Genomic DNA, 18,055 nt, shown 5'->3' on the forward strand with positions numbered 1-18,055 from the left:
GCCAACACAGGCGCCGGCATGCTGCCGTGCAGCTGGCCGCCGCAGGGCGCGGTCGGCGAGAATGCCGCAACGCCGGCGTTGGCCGGCCCTGCCAAGACCAGCCCATGCGCGATACCGTGTTTGTCTCTCCCGATCACATCCGCAGCCTGTTCGCGCAGGCGATGTCGGACATGTATCGCGCCGAGGTGCCGTTGTACGGCGACCTGATGACGCTGGTGGCGCAGGTCAACGCCGACACCCTGAGCGCCGATCCCGCCCTGGCCGCGCGCCTGCAACGCAACGACGAACGCGCGCGGCTGGATCTGGAACGGCACGGTGCCATCCGGGTCGGCACGGCGCAGGAACTGGCCACGTTGCGGCGGCTGTTTGCGGTGATGGGCATGCATCCGGTGGGCTATTACGATTTGTCGGTGGCCGGTGTGCCGGTGCATTCCACTGCGTTCCGCCCGATCGACGAGGCGGCGCTGTCGGTCAATCCGTTCCGCGTGTTCACCTCGTTGCTGCGGCTGGAGCTGATCGAAGACGCCGCGCTGCGGGCGCAGGCGGCGCAGATCCTGGAGCAGCGGCAGATCTTCACCGCCGCCGCGCTGGAGCTGATCGAGCAGCACGAGCGCCACGGCGGGCTGGAGGCGGCGCAGGCGCAGCAGTTCGTGGACGAAGCGCTGGAAACCTTCCGTTGGCATGGCGATGCCACGGTGTCGCTGCCGACCTACCGCGCGCTGAGCGAGGCGCACAAGCTGATCGCCGACGTGGTGAGCTTCCACGGGCCGCATATCAACCACCTGACGCCACGCACGCTGGATATCGATGCGGCGCAGGCGCAGATGCAGCGCGCCGGCATCGATGCCAAGGCGGTGATCGAGGGGCCGCCGCGTCGGCAGGTGCCGATCCTGCTGCGCCAGACCAGCTTCAAGGCACTGGAGGAGCCGGTGCGCTTTGTCGGCGACAGCGGGCAGGCCGAGCACGGCACGCACACCGCGCGCTTCGGCGAGATCGAACAACGCGGGCTCGCGCTGACGCCCAAGGGCCGCGCGCTGTACGACGCGCTGCTGGCGCAGGCACGCGACAGCGATGGCGCGGGCAGCACCGGTACCGATTACGCCACGCGGCTGCAGACCGCGTTCGTGGCGTTTCCCGACGACGAAGCCGTGCTGCGTCAGGAAGGTCTGGGCTATTTCCGCTATGCGCTGACCGAGGCCGGACGTGCCGACCCCGCGCAGGTGGCGGCAATGCCGGCAGAAACCGCAATTGCGCTCGGTCTGCTCAGTGCCGATCCGATCATCTATGAAGATTTTCTGCCGGTGAGTGCGGCCGGTATCTTCCAGTCCAATCTCGGTGGCGCCGAACAACGCGCCTATGCCGCCCATTCGAGCAAGCGCAGTTTCGAACAGGCGCTGGGTGCGCAGGTGCAGGATGAGTGCGCGTTGTATGCGCAGCTGGAGCGGGCGTCGCTGCAGGCGTTGCTGGTGTAGCGGTCAGGGCGCGCCGTCGCCCGAACAACGCATGTAACGCACGGTTTGCATCTTGCACACCGACCATCTCGACAGGTCATTGCCCGCCTATCGTCGCGAGACCTTACGCGGCATGGATGCCGCGTAAGCGCCTACACGGACGTACTTGCGGCGTGTCCTGCGATGGTAGGCGGGCAAGGGCCCTGCAACCAAGCTGCAGCCCTGCCGCGCGACAACTGATCCATCCCTGCCGTCCAACACGTCAAGGCAGCCGAACTTCCGGTCGCAGTGTCGTCTGGATGCGGTCAAACACGTGGGCTCTGGCCAGAAGCCGCGTGAGTCGAGCGCGCATTTGCAGCTCGCATCACTGTGCCGCGTTTGAATACGCTGCCAGCAGCGATGCCCCGACGTCATGCCAACAAGCGGCAAGCGATGGTGAGAGATGCCGGCCAACCGCCATGCCAGCCGGCACACACCGGTCCGTGCAGACCGGCGCGTGTGCTGCTTCGCCTCAGTGCGCCGACGCCGCCGGGCGCCGTGCCGCCGCGCGCTCTGCCCGGCGTGCACGCGCACGTGCGCGACGCGCCTTCCAGCGTTCGCTCAGGCAGGAGAAGATCACGTACAGCGCCGGGGTGCTGAGCAGGGTCAGGCTCTGCGAGAAGATCAGCCCGCCGATCATCGCGATGCCCAGCGGGCGGCGCAGTTCGGAGCCCTCGCCCAGGCCGACCGCCAGCGGCACCGCGGCCAGGATCGCCACCATCGTGGTCATCATGATCGGGCGGAAGCGCACGATCGAGGCCTCGCGTGCGGCCGCGCGCGCATCCATGCCGTGCACGCGCTGCGCCACCAGCGCGAAGTCGATCATCATGATCGCGTTCTTCTTGACGATGCCGATCAGCAGCACCAGCGCGATCATCGAAATCACCGACAACTCGGTGTTGGTGAGGAACAACGCCAGCAGTGCGCCGACGCCAGCGGCCGGCAGCGTGGACAGGATGGTCACCGGATGGATCAGGCTCTCGTAGAGCATGCCGAGCACGATGTAGACGGTGAGTACCGCGGCCAGCAGCAACACGCCCATCGAGTTGGGGCTGAGTTGCACGTTGAAGCTGTCATCGCCACTGAGGCGGATGCCGTCGGGCATGCGCAAGCCTTCCACGGTGGACTTGATGATCAGGTCCGCCTCGCCGGTGCTCACGCCCGGTGCGAGGTTGTAGCTCAGATCCATCGTGGTGTACTGGTTTTCGTGGACGATCTGCGGCGGCGCCAGCCCGGGCACCTGGGTGGCGACGGAGGTGATCGGCACCATCAGGCCGGCGCGGTTGGGCACGAAGACCTGGTCCAGCGCCTTGGGCGTTGCCGTTTGCGAGGGCAGTGCATTGACCACCACGCTGTACTGGTTGAGATCCGAATAGATGGTGGAAATGGAGCGCTGGCCGAAGGCGCCATACAGCGCGCCATCGATGGCACCGACCGAAATGCCCAGGCGCGCGGCCTTGGCGCGGTCGATCATGATGTTCTGGCGCAGGCCGGATGTATCCACGTCGGTGCCGACATCGCGCAGGCGCGGATTCTTCTTCAACGCCGCCTGCAGCTTGGGCAGCCATTCCTGCAGCTGCGCCAGGTCGTTGCCCTGCAGCGAAACGCGGTACTGCGCACCCTGGCTGGTGCCGCCACCGCCGTCGCTGGGCAGGTCCTGGATCGCGCGCAGGCGCAGATCCAGATCCGGGTAACGGTCGGCCTTGGCGCTCAGGCGTGCGACCACCTGCGCGGTGGTGTCGCGGCGGCCTTCGTCGCGCTTCTTCAATTCGATATTGAACGAGGCGCTGGAACCCTGCCGGCCGGAGCCCAGCCGCGCGCCGACGGTCTTCACCGCCGGGTCGGCCATCAGCATGTCGGTGATGCGGCGCTGGCGGCTGACCATGTCGGCAAACGACACCGTGGCGCTGGAATTGGCGCGGCCCCAGATCAGGCCGGTGTCCTGCGCCGGGAACGAGCCCTTCTTGACTGCGCCGCCGAGAAAGACGGTGGCGGCGATCAACAGCAGCGGCGTCAGCGACAGCAGCAAGGCGTGCCGCAGCGAGAAATCCAGTGCCACCGTGTACACCGCGAGCATGCGCTCGTGCATGCGATCCAGCCAGGCGCCAAAACGGCTAGGTTTTTCCGGTTCGGTGTGTGCGGACAGAAAGCGGCTGCACAGCGCCGGTGTCAGGGTCAGCGACACCAGCATCGACACCACGATCGCCGCCACCAGGGTCACGGTGAACTCGCGGAAGAACGCGCCGATCATGCCGCTGGCAAACAGCATCGGAATGAACACCGCCACCAGCGAGGCGGTGATCGAGACGATGGTGAAGCCGATCTCGCGCGCACCGGCCAGTGCGGCATCCAGACGCGGCATGCCTTCGTCCAGATGACGCATGATGTTTTCGATCACCACGATCGCATCGTCGACCACAAAGCCAATGGCGATCACCAGCGCCAGCAGGCTGAGGTTGTTCAAGGTGAAGCCCAGCATGTACATCACCAGCGCCGAGCCGGCCAGCGACAGCGGCACGGTGACCGCCGCGATCAGCGTCGGCGCCAGGCGGCGCAGGAACAGCGCCATGGTCAGGACCACCATCGCCAGGCTGATCAGCAGCGTGGCCTGCACCTCGTGCAGCGAGGCGCGGATGGTCGGGGTGCGGTCGAAGTAGGGCGTCAGCTTGGTGCCGGGCTGCAGGTAGGCGCGTAGCTCGGGAATCTGCGCCTTCACCTGGTCCACGGTTTCGACGATGTTGGCGCCGGCGCGGGTGAAGGCGTACATCACCACCGCCGGTTTGCCGTCGAACCAGGCCGCTTGATAGGCATCCTGCTGGCCGTCGTAGACGGTGGCCACATCGCCCAGCCGCACGATGCGGCCATTGGACTGGGTGGAGATCGCCAGCTGGGCGAAATCGGCGGCCTTGGATACCGAATCGTTGGCCACGATCGCCATGGTGGTGTTGCCGTCGGACAGGAATCCGGTCGGCGAGGTGACGTTGGCCGCGCGCACCGCGTTGCGCAGATCGTCCGGGGTCAGGCCCAGCGCGTTGAGCGCGCGCAGATCCACATCCACGCGGACCGCCGGTGTGGAGGCGCCGGCGATATCGACCGAACTGATGCCGGTGATCTGGCGCAGCCGTTGCGCCAGCAGCGAGTCGGCAACGTTGTAGAGCTCATCGGCCGATTGCGTGTCCGAGGTCAGCGCGATGGCAATGACCGGGTCGTCGTTCGGATTGGCTTTCGAATAGATCGGCGTGCCGAGCCCGGACGGCAGGTCCGATTGCGAGGAGTTGATCGCCGTCTGCACATCCTGCGCGGCCGAATCGATGTTGCGATTGCTCTGGAACACCAGCACCACCAGGCTGCTGCTCTCCGAACTGGAGGAGCGCATGCGGTCGATGCCGGGCAGCTGGCCCAGGTGGCGTTCCAGCGGTGCGGTGACGGTGGAGGCCATGGTGCTGGCATCGGCGCCGGACTGCGTGGCGTGCACGAAGATCACCGGAATCTGGATGTTCGGCAACGCCGCCACGCCCAGCCGCAGATAGCACATCAATCCGATCACGAACAAACCGATCGCCAGCAGCGCGGTGCCGATCGGGCGCTTGATGAAGGGCGCGGAGATGTTCATGGCTGTGGTGCCGGGATTTGGGAATCGGGATTAGGGATTCGGCAAGCGGGGGCAGCGCCACGCCCGAGCGCGCCTGCGCGCAGGCGAAGCCGCGGTCCGGTAATCCGATCAGCCATCGCTGCGCCGGTCATCATGCCGGGCGCTCCGAAGTGGAGGCCGGGGGCACGCCGTCGCGGCGGGCGGCACGCCGTGTGCGCCAGTCACGCAGCCGCTCGCCGGCACGTTCCATGTACAGGTAGATCACCGGCGTGGTGTAGAGCGTCACCAGCTGCGACAGCAGCAGGCCGCCGACGATGGCGATGCCGAGCGGACGCCGCAGTTCCGAGCCGATGCCGGTGCCCAGCGCCAGCGGCAGCGCGCCCAGCATCGCGGCGGCGGTGGTCATCATGATCGGGCGGAAACGCAGCAGGCAGGCGCGCCGGATCGCCTCGTGCGCATTGGCGCCTTCGCGGCGGGCGTCGATGGCGAAGTCGATCATCATGATCGCGTTCTTCTTGACGATGCCGATCAGCAACACGATGCCGACGATGCCGTCCACCGACAGGCTCAACCCGCACATCATCAGCGCCAGCAGCGCGCCGACGCCGGCCGGCGGCAGCGTGGAGATGATCGTCAGCGGGTGGATGTAGCTCTCGTAGAGCACGCCCAGCACGATGTAGATCACCACGATCGAGGCCAGCAGCAGCCATACGATATCGGTCTGGCTGCCGGTGAATTCGGCCGCCTTGCCGACGAACGCCGCATGCACCTGGGTGGGGATCTTCAGATCCTGGCGCGCCTGCTCGATCGCCTCCACCGCCTGCGACAGCGAATGGCCGGGCGCCAGATTGAACGAGATCGTGACCGCCGGCAGCTGTTGCTGGTGGCTGACCACCAACGGCGTGTTGGTGACCTTGGCCTCGGCCAGTGCGGCCAGCGGAATGATGCTGCCGGCGCCGACCACGATGCCGGTGTTCTGCGCGCCCACGCCGGTGGCGGTGGAGGAGTTGGACGAGGTCAGCTGGCCGAAGCTGGTGGCATTGGTGCCGGTCAACGCGCCGCTGCCGTTGCTGGCCACCGCCAGCTGGTTCATCAAGGCGGTGCTGCTGCGGAATTCCGGCGCCACTTCCAGCACCACCCGGTACTGATTGAGCTCGGTGAAGATGGTGGAGATCTGGCGTTGGCCGAAGGCGTCGTACAGCGTGTCGTCGATGGTCTGCATCGGCACGCCGAGCATGCTGGCCTTGTCGCGATCGATGCTCAGCTCCAGCGCCCGGCCCTGGTTGGCCAGGTTGTTGTCCACGTCGGCCAGCTCGGGCAGCTTGCGCATCGCCTCGGTCATGCGCCCGGCCCAGGTGGCCAGCTCGCTGCTGTCCACATCCGACATCGAATACTGGTACTCGGTGGCGGCCACGCGGGTGTCCAGGGTGACGTCCTGCACCGGCTTGAGGAACAGCGCCACGCCGGGAATGCCGGCCACCGCCTTTTGCAGGCGCGGCAGCACCTCGTCCAGGCCCTCGCGGTCGCCGCGCGTCTTCAGCACGATCGACAACTGGCCCTGGTTGATGGTCGGGTTCATGGTGCCGGCGCCGATGAAGGCGGCCACGCCGGTCACGGCGGGGTCTTTCTGCAGCGCCGCGGCCACCGCCTGGGTGCGCTGCTCCATCTGCGGGAACGCCACGTTCTGGTCGGCCTGCACCACGCCGGTGATCAGGCCGGTGTCCTGCTCGGGCAGCAGGCCCTTGGGGATCGCCATGTACAGCACCACGGTCAGCGCCACCGCGCCGATCGCCACCGCCAGGGTCAGCGGCTGGTGCGCCAGCACCCAGTCCAGGCTGCGCTCGTAAGCGCCCACGGTGCGCGTCCACAGGTTGGTCTTGCCGGCGGCGGCGGCGCGTTCGTGCGCGTCCTCGCCTTCGGGCAGGGCGTCGGGCTTGAGCAGGTAGGCGCACATCATCGGCGTCAGCGTCAGCGACACCAGCATCGAGATCACCACCGCAATCGACAGCACCCACGCAAACTCATGAAACAGGCGCCCGGTCACGCCCGGCATCAGCAGCAGCGGCAGGAACACCGCCACCAGCGACACGGTCAGCGACAGCACGGTGAAGCCGATCTGCTTGGCGCCGATCTCTGCCGCTTCCGGCCCGCTCTTGCCCTGTTCGATGTAGCGCACGATGTTTTCGATCATCACGATCGCATCGTCGACCACGAACCCGGTCGCCACCACCAGCGCCATCAGCGACAGGTTGTCCAGCGACATGCCGGCAAATGCCATCACCCCGAAGGTGCCGGCCAGCGACAGCGGCACCGCCACCGAGGGAATGATGGTGGCCCACAGCCGGCGCAGGAACACGAAAATCACCGCCACCACCAGCGCGATGGTCAGCACCAGGGTGAACTTCACCTCGTGCACCGAGGCGCGGATGGTTTCGGTGCGGTCGGAGAACACCTCCAGGTGCACGTCGGCCGGCAGCACCGCCTGCAGCTGCGGCAGGATGCTGCGGATCTGCTCCACCGTCTGCACGATGTTGGCACCGGGCTGGCGGCGGATTTCCAGCAGCACCGCCGGCTTGCCGTCGGCCCAGGCGGCGAGCTGGTCGTTCTCCACCCCGTCGACCACGTTGGCCACATCGGCCAGCCGCACCGGGCGGCCGTTGCTGTAGCTGATGATGGTCTCGCGGTACTGCGCCGCGTCGGTGAGCTGGTCGTTGGTGCCGATGCTGTAGGACTGGGTCTTGCCGTTGAGCGAGCCCTTGGGCGCGCTGACGTTGGTCTGGGTCAGCGCGCTGCGCAGCGATTCCATGGTCAGGCCCATGTTCGACAGCTGCGCCGGGTTGACCTGGATGCGCACCGCAGGCCGTACATTGCCGGCGATCGACACCAGGCCCACGCCCGGCACCTGCGACAGGCGCTGGGCCAGGATCGCATCGGCATAGCGGTTGACCTCGCGCAGCGGCAGCGAGTCGGAGGTGAGCTTGAGGGTCAGGATCGCCGCGTCGGCCGGATTGACCCGGTTGTAGACCGGTTGATACGGCAGCGACGAGGGCAGGGTGGCCTGACGGATCGCCGCCTGCACATCCTGCGCGGCGATGTCGATGTCGCGGTCCATCGAGAACTGCAGGATGATCGTGGACAGGCCTGCCGACGAATCGGAGGTCATCATCTGCAGCCCGGAGATCTGCCCGAACTGGCGCTCCAGCGGCGTGGTCACCAGCGAGGCCATGGTGGTCGCGTTGGCGCCGGGATACTGGGTGGTGACCACCAAGCTGGGCGCGTCGATCTCCGGCAGCGCCGAGACCGGCAATTGCCGGTAGCCCAGGATGCCCAGCAGCAGGATGCCCGCCATCAACAACGAGGTGGCGATGGGACGGCGGATGAAGATGGTCGAAAAGCCCACGGGGGGTGTCCTTGCTGAAGACGTCAATCGATGCCGGCGCGCGCAGCGCCGATGCACACCGGCGACGGAAGGCCCGTCGCCGGTGCTCGCGAGTTAGCGCGGACCGCCGCCGCCACGTCGGCCGCCGGCGCCGCCACGGCTCTTGTCCTGCGCGGCCTTGAGTTCGGCCTCGGTCGGCTCCGGCGGGGTCTCGCCCGGCTTGAGTGCGCTGACCTTGCTGCCCGGCTTGAGCCGGAACTGGCCTTCGGTCACCACGCGCTCGCCTGGCTTGAGCCCCTTGGTGACCTGCACATGGCTGTCGTCCACTTCCACGCCCTGCACCACGGTGCGCATCTGCGCGGTGTTGTCGTTGCCGACCACGTAGACGTAATCGCCGTCCGGGCCGCGCTGCACGGCCTGGGTCGGCACCACGGTGCCGCCGGAGATGGTGCGCAGCTGCAGGCGCACGTTGACGAACTGGCCCGGCCACAAGGCATTGTCGGTGTTGGCGAAGATCGCACGCGCACCGAAGGTGCCGCTGTCGGCGGCGATGCGGTTGTCGATCACCTCCAGCTTGCCGTCGCCGCTGATCACGTGCGCATCGCCGCGGTCCAGCGCCGCCACGTCCAGCGGGGCGGCCGCCTGGCCGCTGCGCACCGCCTGCAACTCGCGCTCGGGCAGGTTGAAGGACACGTAGATCGGGCGGATCTGGGTCAGGGTGACGATGGTGGAACTGGCGCTGACGATATTGCCCACATCCACGCCGCGGATGCCGGCGATGCCGTCGATCGGCGCGGTCACGCGGGTGAACTGCAACTGCACCTGCGCCGAGCGCATCTGTGCATCGTTGGCCGATACCGCCGCCTCGTACTGCGCCACCTGGTTACGCTGAGTATCCAGGTCTGTGCGCGAGACGTACTGCTTGTAGGCCGGGTCGTTGGAGCGCTGGTAGTTCACCCGCGAGGTCGCCAGCAGTGCCTGGTTCTGGCGCTTGGCCGCCAGTGCCTGGTCGTAGCTGGCCTGCAGGGTGCGCGGGTCGATCTGCGCCAGCAGCTCGCCCTTCTTCACTTCCTGGCCCTCCTTGAAATTCAGGCTCATCAGCTGGCCGCCGACCTGCGGGCTGACCGTGACGGTATTGAGCGCGGTCACCGTGCCCAGCGCGCTGGCGTAGACCGGCACATCCTGGGTGGTGGCGGCCACGACCGTGACCGGTACCGGGCCGCTGTTCTCGGTGCCATTGCCGTCCGGCGCGTCCGCCCGCTTGCCGTGGTTGCCCCCACCGAACATCCGCATTGCGACGAACACCACGACGAGCACCGCTACGACCAGCAGTGTGATCTTCCAAAAACGCGACATGCGACAACTCCTGAGGGCGGGCCGGGCGCTGGTGCGACCGTGGGGCGGCTGTGCGAAGCATATCGTTGCGATCAGGCAATTGAGCGTTACTGAAGTAACGGCCCGCCGGACGAAACGACTGCAGCGTTCACAGATGCAATGCAGCGGCAACGCGTCAGGGCCGATGTGGTTGACCGCAGGACTGAATCGAGCCCCACTGCAGCCCACCGAGCGTGCACCTGCACTACATTAAGCAACCATCTTTAGAGGATTGCTGATGCGCCACTCCCGCCTGCTGACCAGCGCGTTGCTGCTCGCCCTGCCCACCCTGGCCGCCGCCCAGGCCGCGCCCCGGCCCGACGTCCAGGCCGCCGCCGCGCCGTTGCAGAGCAAGCTGGTGCAGTGGCGCCGCGACTTCCACCAGCACCCGGAGCTGTCCAACCGCGAGGAGCGCACCGCCGCCACCGTGGCCGCGCAGCTGCGCAAGCTCGGCCTCAAGCCGCGTACCGGCATCGCCCATCACGGCGTGGTGGCCATCATCAAGGGCGGCAAGCCGGGTCCGAAGATCGCCTTGCGCGCGGACATGGATGCCTTGCCGGTCAAGGAGCAGACCGGCCTGCCGTATGCCTCCAAGGTCACCGCCGAGTACCGCGGCGAGCAGGTCGGGGTGATGCACGCCTGCGGCCACGACGCCCACACCGCGATCCTGCTCGGAGTGGCCGAAGCGCTGGTCGGCATGCGCGAGCAGCTGCCTGGCGAAGTGATGCTGATCTTCCAGCCCTCCGAAGAGGGCGCGCCCGGCAACGAGGAGGGCGGCGCCTCGCTGATGCTCAAGGAAGGCCTGTTCGCCGACTTCAAGCCACAGGCGGTGTTCGGCCTGCATGTGTTCTCCAGCGTGCAGGCCGGCAAGATCGCGGTGCGCAGCGGCCCGCTGATGGCCGCCTCGGACCGGTTTGCGATCAAGATGATCGGCCGCCAGACGCATGGCTCGGCGCCGTGGAACGGCATCGACCCGATCGTGGCCAGCGCCGACATGATCGGTGCCGCGCAGACCGTGATCAGCCGCCGCGCCAACCTGTCCAAACAACCGGCGGTGTTGAGCTTCGGCGCGATCAAGGGCGGCATCCGCTACAACATCATCCCCGACGACGTGGAAATGGTCGGCACCATCCGCACCTTCGACGAAGCCATGCGCCAGCAGATCTTCGCCGACCTCAAGACGGTGGCCGAGCACACCGCCGCCGCCCACGGGGCCAAGGTCGAGGCGCAGGTACCGGACCAGCCCGGCAACCCGGCCACGGTCAACGACCCGGCGCTGACCGCCAGGATGCTGCCCAGCCTGCAGGCCGTGGTCGGCGCCGACAATGTCTACGAGCCGCCGCTGCAGATGGGCGCGGAAGATTTCTCCTTCTACGCCCAGCAGGTGCCTTCGATGTTCTTCTTCGTCGGCTCCACCGCCAAGGGCATCGACCCGGCGACCGCGCCCAGCAACCATTCGCCGCAGTTCCTGCTCGACGAATCGTCGCTGGATGTGGGTCTGCGCGCGCTGTTGCAGGTGTCGCTGGATTACCTGCATCAGGGGGAGGCTGGCTGATTCGGGAATGGGGAATGGGGAATCGGGAATCGTGTGCAGTTGCGCGGTCTCCGCTGAGCGTTGGTGATCGTGTGGGGCGGCGGGCCGCTTGACGGCCCGCTGCTTCTGTCGCCAGCTCGCTCCAGCGTCCGCTATACACCTCACGGCCAGCCCGCTCGGCCTAAAATGGCGCGATGAATACCCCAGAAGATTCCACCCTCGGTCGTGAGGTCGCCTATCCCAGCGGCTACGATCCGTCGCTGTTGTTCCCGATTCCGCGCGCGGCCGGGCGCGAGGCGATCGGCCTGACGGGGGCCTTGCCCTTCATCGGCCGCGACCGCTGGCATGCCTACGAACTCAGCTGGCTCGATGCGCAGGGCAAGCCGTGCGTGGCCACTGCCACCTTGCACGTGCCCAGCGAGTCGCCGTCGTTGATCGAATCCAAGTCGCTCAAGCTGTATCTCAATTCGCTCAATGCCACCCGCTTCAATAGCGCCGAAGCGGTGCGTATGCGCATCGCCTCCGACCTGTCCACGCGCGCCGGTGCCGATGTGGTGGTGGAATTCGGTCTGCCGCCGATCGATGCGGTGGGTGAGGGCGAGTCGATCGACGCACTGGATGTCAGCATCGACGATTACGGCCCGCCCAATGCCGCATATCTGGCGGCGCACGCACAACCAGTGGTGGAAGAAGTGCTGACCTCGGCCCTGCTCAAGTCCAATTGCCCGGTCACCGGTCAACCGGATTGGGCCAGCGTCACGTTGCGCTACCGCGGCGCCCCGATCGACCGCGAAGGCCTGCTGCGTTATCTGGTGAGTTTCCGCGACCACGCCGAGTTTCACGAGCAATGCGTGGAGCGTATCTTCCATGACGTGCTGCTCCGCTGCGCGCCCGAATGGTTGGTGGTGGAAGCGCGCTATACCCGCCGTGGCGGGCTGGACATCAACCCCTTGCGCAGCTCGCCCAGCGTGCCGACGCCGCTATCGATCTTCCGCGACCTGCGCCAGTAATCGCGCCCATTCAAGGCTCGCGCCAGCTTCACGGTGGCGCGATCCACGCTTAACAGCGCGCCGCGCACCCTGCAGTCATCGTGATGCAAAGGGATCGCGGCAATGAATGTCGACAAGAAAGCAGATTTTTCCAACGTGACGTCCTCGGTCGACAGCACCGCAGACGTCGCGCCAGCGGCGGATTTCTCCAACGTGCGTACCAGCGTGCAGAGCACTGCGCAGCTGGTCGGCGAATCGGTCACCGTGCAGGCGGGCGACAGTCTGTCCAGCATCGCCAAGCGTCATTACGGCGACGGCAACCTGTGGCCGCGGATTTTCGAGGCCAACCGCGAAACGCTCAAGGATCCGGACAAGATCTTTCCAGGTCAGGTCCTGCAGTTGCCGCCGAAGTCATAGGCGCACCGCACCCCTGGCACCTTTCGAAACCCACTTTTATTCTGATATCCGGAGATCGATCCATGCGTACTACATCCGTTTCTAGCACCCTCGCCATTGCCCTTGCCGGCGTTCTCGCCCTGTCGGGCTGCAGCAAGAAGGCCGACGACGACAGCGTGTCCAAGGATCCGACCTCCGGGGCTGCCACCGAGGCGATGCCGGGCCCGGCCGCAACACCGCCGGCGAGCGATCAGGCGGGCCAGAGCACCGCGACCGGCGCCGCCAGCACCGATACCGCAGCCACGACGGGTTCGGCAGTCATGGTGTCAAGCGTAGTGGTCGGCACCACGGCGACTGCCGACAAGTCAGTGACCCCGTCGGCCAATATCGGCAGCAAAGACACCATCATCGTCTCGGTGAAAACCGATGGCAGCGCGAGCAATGTGGCGGTCGCAGCCAAGCTCACCTATCAGGATGGCCAGGTGGCCGGCGAGCAGAATGCCACCTTGACCACGACTGGCCCGGAAACCACCAACCTCAGCTTCAGCAAGCCAGATGGCTGGCCGGCCGGCAGCTACACCGCGCAGGTCATGGTGGATGGCAAGCCGGCGGGTACTCCGCAGACCATCACGGTCAAGTAAGCAGCCACGCGAGCGGGCAGTCTGCAGATAGGGATGCGTGCTCGCAACCTGGGTAGCGCACTGACTCCAAGCATGTCGGACACGCGCGTCCATCGCGCTGCCCCAACGCTCATTAAGCAGGCCATCAGGGCGCGATCACACGATCGCGCCTTTGCTTCTGCGTAATTCTCTCAGCCGGCACATTCGTTACAGCTGCATCCATCGCATTGGCCGAGTGGCGGGATGGAGCATCCGCCTGTGGTCGCTTTACCCGGGCGCGGCTCAGACGCGACAATGCCGTGCTGATCCATCGCCGCGTTCCACGCGCCGGCCGACCGGCGTGCCAGCAGCGACCCTCGTCGCGCACGCCAACGCCAGTGCCAACAACGCCGGCGCTCCTTCCGACCACACGAGCCATCGCACCTTATGTCGAAGACACCGAAGATCATTTACACGCTCACCGACGAAGCACCGTATCTGGCCACGCAGTCGCTGCTGCCGATCATCGATGCCTACACCAATACTGCCGGCATCGTGGTCGAAACCCGCGACATCTCGCTGGCCGGCCGCATCCTGTCGCTGTTTCCCGAGCACCTGAGCGACGCGCAGAAGATCGCCGACGACCTCGGTGAGCTGGGCGAGCTGGCCACCACGCCGGAAGCCAACATCATCAAGCTGCCCAACATCAGCGCCTCGGTGCCGCAGCTCAAGGCCGCCATCGCCGAACTGCAGGGCCAGGGCTATGCGCTGCCGGCGTATCCGGACACGCCCAAAGACGATGCCGAAAAGGACGTCAAGGCGCGCTACGACAAGGTCAAAGGCAGCGCGGTCAATCCGGTTTTGCGCGAAGGCAACTCCGACCGTCGCGCGCCGCTGTCGGTGAAGAATTACGCGCGCAAGCATCCGCACCGCATGGGCAAGTGGAGCAGCGATTCGAAGTCGCACGTGGCCCATATGGACGACGGCGACTTCTTCGGCAGCGAGCAATCCACCACCGTGGCGGCCGCCGGCGCGTTGAAGATCGAATTCGTCGGCAACGACGGCAGCAGCAGCGTGTTGAAGGACAAGGTGGCGGTCAAGGCCGGCGAAATCGTCGATGCCGCGGTGCTGAGCAAGCGCGCGCTGGCCAGCTTCATCGACGCGCAGATCGCCGATGCCAAGGCCAAGGATGTGCTGTTCTCGGTGCATCTGAAAGCCACCATGATGAAGGTCTCCGACCCGGTGCTGTTCGGTGTGGTGGTCGGCGAGTTCTACAAGGACACGCTGAGCAAGCATGCCGAAGCGCTTGCGTCGGTCGGCTTCGACCCCAACAACGGCATCGGCGACCTGTACGCACGCATCGCCACGCTGCCGGACGACCAGCAGGCGCAGATCAAGGCCGATATCCAGGCCGAATACGCGCAGCGTCCGGCCCTGGCCATGGTCAATTCGGACAAGGGCATCACCAACCTGCATGTGCCCAGCGACGTGATTGTCGATGCGTCGATGCCGGCGATGATTCGCGACTCCGGTCAGATGTGGAATGCCGAAGGCAAGCTGCAGGACACCAAGGCAGTGATCCCGGATCGCTGCTACGCCGATGTCTATCAAGCGGTGATCGACGACTGCAAGGCGCATGGCGCATTCGATCCGTCCACCATGGGCTCGGTGCCCAACGTTGGCCTGATGGCGCAGAAGGCCGAGGAATACGGCTCGCACGACAAGACCTTCCAGATTGCCGCCGCCGGGACCGTCAAGGTCACCGACGACACCGGCGCCACCGTGTTCGAACATGCGGTGGAAGCCGGCGACCTGTGGCGCATGTGCCAGGTCAAGGACGCGCCGATCCAGGACTGGGTCAAGCTGGCTGTGGAGCGCGCGCGCCTGAGCGAGACGCCTGCGGTGTTCTGGCTGGACAAGGCCCGCGCGCACGATGCGCAGGTCATCGCCAAGGTCGAAACCTATCTGAAGGATCACGACACCAGCGGCCTGGATATCCGCATCCTGCCGCCGGTGGAAGCGACCACCTTCTCGCTGGAGCGCATCCGCAAGGGCCAGGACACCATCTCGGTCACCGGCAACGTGCTGCGCGATTACCTCACCGACCTGTTCCCGATCCTGGAGCTGGGCACCAGCGCCAAGATGCTGTCGATCGTGCCGCTGATGGCCGGTGGCGGCCTGTTCGAGACCGGTGCCGGTGGCTCGGCGCCCAAGCACGTGCAGCAGTTCGTCGAACAGAACAGCCTGCGCTGGGATTCGCTGGGCGAGTTCCTGGCCCTGGCCGCCTCGCTGGAGCATCTGGGCAACCGCTACGACAACCCGTCGGCCACGGTGCTGGCCAAGGCGCTGGACGTCGCTAACGGTCAGTTCCTGGACAACAACAAGTCGCCAGCGCGCAAGGTCGGTGAACTGGACAACCGCGGCAGCCACTTCTATCTGGCGATGTACTGGGCGCAGGCCCTGGCTGCGCAGACCGAGGACACCGCCCTGCAGGCCAAGTTCGCACCGCTGGCCAAGGCCCTGACCGAGAACGAAGCCACCATCGTGGCCGAGCTCAACGGCGCCCAGGGCAAGCCGGTCGAGATCGGCGGCTACTATCACCCCGACCTGGCCAAGGTCAGCGAGGCGATGCGCCCGAGCAAGACCTTCAACGACGTGTTGGCCACGCTGAAGGCCTGATCCAGCGCACCGCCTGGCGGTGCGTCCAGCAGGTGCAACAGGCAGGGCCCGCCTCGATGAGGGGCGGGCCTTGTCGTTTCCGGCGTTTGCGCGCAACAGCGAGAACACGGTCGTTGCGTGCCAGGCCTCACGACCTGGTAATGCCTTGCCGGCGAGAGATCCTGCGCCTCGGTGCGAGCAGTCTCGGCATGTGGCCGACTGTGCGCCTGTTCGATTGATCGTTTGTCTCCGCTGCACGTCGCAACATGCGCTGGGTACACTGCCGGCATGAGCCAGCTCCCGTTACCGCCACAGTCCGAGCGCCGTGCGCTGGCGATCGCCCATGCCGTGTACGACGCCTTCGAGGATTATCACGCCCGTTTTGCCGAGATCACCGCACGCGCCAAACAGCGCTTTGAAACGCGCGACTGGAGCGGCGCGCGCGATGATGCGGTGGCGCGGATCGCGCTGTACGACCAGTACATCAGCGAATGCATGCTGCGCTTGCGTGCGGTGCTGCTGGGGCAGGCGCACGATCGCGCGCTGTGGATGCGCGCACGCGTGCATTACGACGCGCTGCTGAGCGGGCTGATCGACCAGGAGTTGTACAAGACCTTCTACAACACCCTGACCCGGCGTTACTTCGGCACCCACGGCGTGGATGCGGAGATCGAATTCATCGCGCTGGATATCGAGCCGACCGACGCGATCACCGTGCCGGTCGCACGGCATACCTATGCGGTCTCGCCCGGCCGGCTGACCGACATGCTGGTGCGCGTGCTCGGCGATTATTCCTTCGACGTTCCGTATGCGCATCGCACCCGCTGTGCAGCGGCGATCGCGGTGCGCCTGCTCGATGATCTCGCGCACTGGGGCGAGCACCCGGTGCGCAGCGTGGAGCTGCTGGAGACGGTGTTCTATCGCGAACGGCGCGCCTACCTGGTCGGCCGCGTGTTCGGCGAACATCGCTTCTCGCCATGCGTCATCGCCCTGGTCAACGACGACGCCGGCCTGCGTGCCGAAGCGGTGCTGACCAAACGCAGCGACGTCGCGCAATTGTTCAGCAACTCGCGCAGTTACTTCCAGGCCGATCTGGCCACCGTCGGCGACGCAGTGGTGTTCTTGCGCAGCCTGCTCACCCACAAGCCGGTCGACGAGCTGTACACGATGCTCGGGCGCGCCAAGCAGGGCAAGACCGAACGCTATCGCACGTTTTTCAGCCATTTCCAGGCGCATCCCTCCGAGCAGCTGGTGCATGCCGACGGCACGCCCGGCATGGTCATGGTGGTATTTACCCTGCCCAGTTATCCGCTGGTGTTCAAACTGATTCGCGACCGCTTTGCCTATCCCAAGACCATGAGTCGTGCGCAGGTCGAAGGCAAGTACGAGCTGGTGTTCCAGCTCGATCGCATCGGGCGCTTGCTGGACGCGCAGCCGTATCGCTTCCTGCGGTTTCCCAAATCGCGTTTCTCGCCCGCGTTGCTGGAAGAGCTGCAGACCAGCTGTGCGACGAGCCTGAGCGAAGATGGCCAGGACGTGCTGATCGCGCTGTGCTACGTGCAGCGCCGCCTGCGCCCGCTCAATCTCTACCTGCGCGAACAGCTGCCCGAAGCCGCGCATGCGGCCGCGCTGGACTACGGCCAGGCGATCAAGGACATGGCGCGCAACAATATCTTTCCCGGCGACATGCTGCTGAAGAACTTCGGTATCACCCGCCATCAGCGCGCGGTGTTCTACGACTACGACGAGCTGTGCCTGATCACCGAATGCACCTTCCGCGACTGGCCAACCGCCACCACCTATGAAGAACAGATGGCTGCCGAGCCCTGGTTCCATGTCGGCCCGCGCGATGTGTTTCCCGAGCGCTTCGCGCTGTTCATGGGCTTGCCACCCTCGCAGCTGGAAGCGGTCAAGCACCTGCACCCGGAACTATTCGACCCGCAATGGTGGCGCGACCTGCAAACCCGCCTGCGCGAGGACGACTACCCCGACACCCCGCCCTACGCAGACTCGCGAAAACTGGCCTGACGATTTACGCGTATGC

Annotated in this window: 10 protein-coding genes; 7 read left to right on the forward strand and 3 right to left on the reverse strand. The window is 66.2% G+C overall.

The genetic code is table 11. The features are described from left to right. The first annotated feature begins 104 nt into the window (after positions 1 to 104). Positions 105 to 1,472 (forward strand): 2-oxoadipate dioxygenase/decarboxylase HglS, encoded by a 1,368-nt coding sequence (gene hglS / locus DYQ94_RS18450; RefSeq protein ID WP_126966511.1) that lies wholly within the window; start codon positions 105 to 107, stop codon positions 1,470 to 1,472. Positions 1,473 to 1,962: 490 nt separating this feature from the next. On the opposite strand, the gene DYQ94_RS18455 is transcribed toward hglS, so the two are convergent. The 3 genes from DYQ94_RS18455 to DYQ94_RS18465 all read right to left on the reverse strand — a co-directional run bounded on the left by DYQ94_RS18455 (position 1,963) and on the right by DYQ94_RS18465 (position 9,817). Further along, the gene (locus tag DYQ94_RS18455) at positions 1,963 to 5,103 is read right to left on the reverse strand and encodes an efflux RND transporter permease subunit (RefSeq protein WP_104555117.1); all 3,141 of its coding nucleotides are present in this window, start codon (positions 5,101 to 5,103) and stop codon (positions 1,963 to 1,965) included. Positions 5,104 to 5,233: 130 nt separating this feature from the next. Further along, positions 5,234 to 8,482, reverse strand: a complete 3,249-nt coding sequence (locus tag DYQ94_RS18460; RefSeq protein WP_160955062.1) for an efflux RND transporter permease subunit — start codon at positions 8,480 to 8,482, stop codon at positions 5,234 to 5,236. A gap of 93 nt (positions 8,483 to 8,575) precedes the next feature. Beyond that, positions 8,576 to 9,817 (reverse strand): efflux RND transporter periplasmic adaptor subunit, encoded by a 1,242-nt coding sequence (locus tag DYQ94_RS18465; protein ID WP_046344730.1) that lies wholly within the window; start codon positions 9,815 to 9,817, stop codon positions 8,576 to 8,578. 256 nt (positions 9,818 to 10,073) lie between these two features. Here DYQ94_RS18465 and DYQ94_RS18470 point away from each other — a divergent pair, with 256 nt between their 5' ends. The 6 genes from DYQ94_RS18470 (at position 10,074) to aceK (ending at position 18,039) form a co-directional block, all read left to right on the forward strand. Next, a complete protein-coding gene (locus DYQ94_RS18470) occupies positions 10,074 to 11,390 on the forward strand; it encodes a M20 family metallopeptidase (RefSeq protein WP_046344728.1) in 1,317 nt (438 codons plus the stop codon). 173 nt (positions 11,391 to 11,563) lie between these two features. Next, the gene (queF, locus tag DYQ94_RS18475) at positions 11,564 to 12,379 is read left to right on the forward strand and encodes an NADPH-dependent 7-cyano-7-deazaguanine reductase QueF (protein WP_054591073.1); all 816 of its coding nucleotides are present in this window, start codon (positions 11,564 to 11,566) and stop codon (positions 12,377 to 12,379) included. A 102-nt stretch (positions 12,380 to 12,481) separates the two neighbouring features. Then, on the forward strand, positions 12,482 to 12,775 hold the full coding sequence (locus DYQ94_RS18480) for a LysM peptidoglycan-binding domain-containing protein (protein ID WP_102580498.1): 294 nt from the start codon (positions 12,482 to 12,484) through the stop codon (positions 12,773 to 12,775). A 62-nt stretch (positions 12,776 to 12,837) separates the two neighbouring features. Next, entirely contained in the window at positions 12,838 to 13,395 is a 558-nt protein-coding gene (locus DYQ94_RS18485; RefSeq protein WP_065032974.1) for a hypothetical protein, read from the forward strand. A 405-nt stretch (positions 13,396 to 13,800) separates the two neighbouring features. Next, positions 13,801 to 16,032 carry an NADP-dependent isocitrate dehydrogenase gene (locus DYQ94_RS18490; protein WP_126966514.1) on the forward strand — a complete coding sequence of 744 codons (2,232 nt, stop codon included), beginning with the start codon at positions 13,801 to 13,803 and terminating at the stop codon, positions 16,030 to 16,032. Between the two features lie 267 nt (positions 16,033 to 16,299). Continuing rightward, positions 16,300 to 18,039: a bifunctional isocitrate dehydrogenase kinase/phosphatase gene (aceK, locus tag DYQ94_RS18495; RefSeq protein ID WP_126966515.1), complete on the forward strand. Its 1,740-nt coding sequence runs from the start codon at positions 16,300 to 16,302 to the stop codon at positions 18,037 to 18,039. Positions 18,040 to 18,055 lie beyond the last annotated feature (16 nt).

Source organism: Xanthomonas sp. LMG 8993 (assembly GCF_009835065.2).
Taxonomy (GTDB): Bacteria; Pseudomonadota; Gammaproteobacteria; order Xanthomonadales; family Xanthomonadaceae; genus Xanthomonas; species Xanthomonas arboricola.

Coding starts and splice junctions, on each gene's coding strand:
- DYQ94_RS18455 (WP_104555117.1), bottom strand. CDS start 5,103: ATGAACATCTCCGCGCCCTTCATCAAGCGCCCGATCGGCACCGCGCTG.
- DYQ94_RS18470 (WP_046344728.1), top strand. CDS start 10,074: ATGCGCCACTCCCGCCTGCTGACCAGCGCGTTGCTGCTCGCCCTGCCC.
- queF (WP_054591073.1), top strand. CDS start 11,564: ATGAATACCCCAGAAGATTCCACCCTCGGTCGTGAGGTCGCCTATCCC.
- DYQ94_RS18490 (WP_126966514.1), top strand. CDS start 13,801: ATGTCGAAGACACCGAAGATCATTTACACGCTCACCGACGAAGCACCG.
- aceK (WP_126966515.1), top strand. CDS start 16,300: ATGAGCCAGCTCCCGTTACCGCCACAGTCCGAGCGCCGTGCGCTGGCG.
- DYQ94_RS18485 (WP_065032974.1), top strand. CDS start 12,838: ATGCGTACTACATCCGTTTCTAGCACCCTCGCCATTGCCCTTGCCGGC.
- DYQ94_RS18465 (WP_046344730.1), bottom strand. CDS start 9,817: ATGTCGCGTTTTTGGAAGATCACACTGCTGGTCGTAGCGGTGCTCGTC.
- DYQ94_RS18480 (WP_102580498.1), top strand. CDS start 12,482: ATGAATGTCGACAAGAAAGCAGATTTTTCCAACGTGACGTCCTCGGTC.
- hglS (WP_126966511.1), top strand. CDS start 105: ATGCGCGATACCGTGTTTGTCTCTCCCGATCACATCCGCAGCCTGTTC.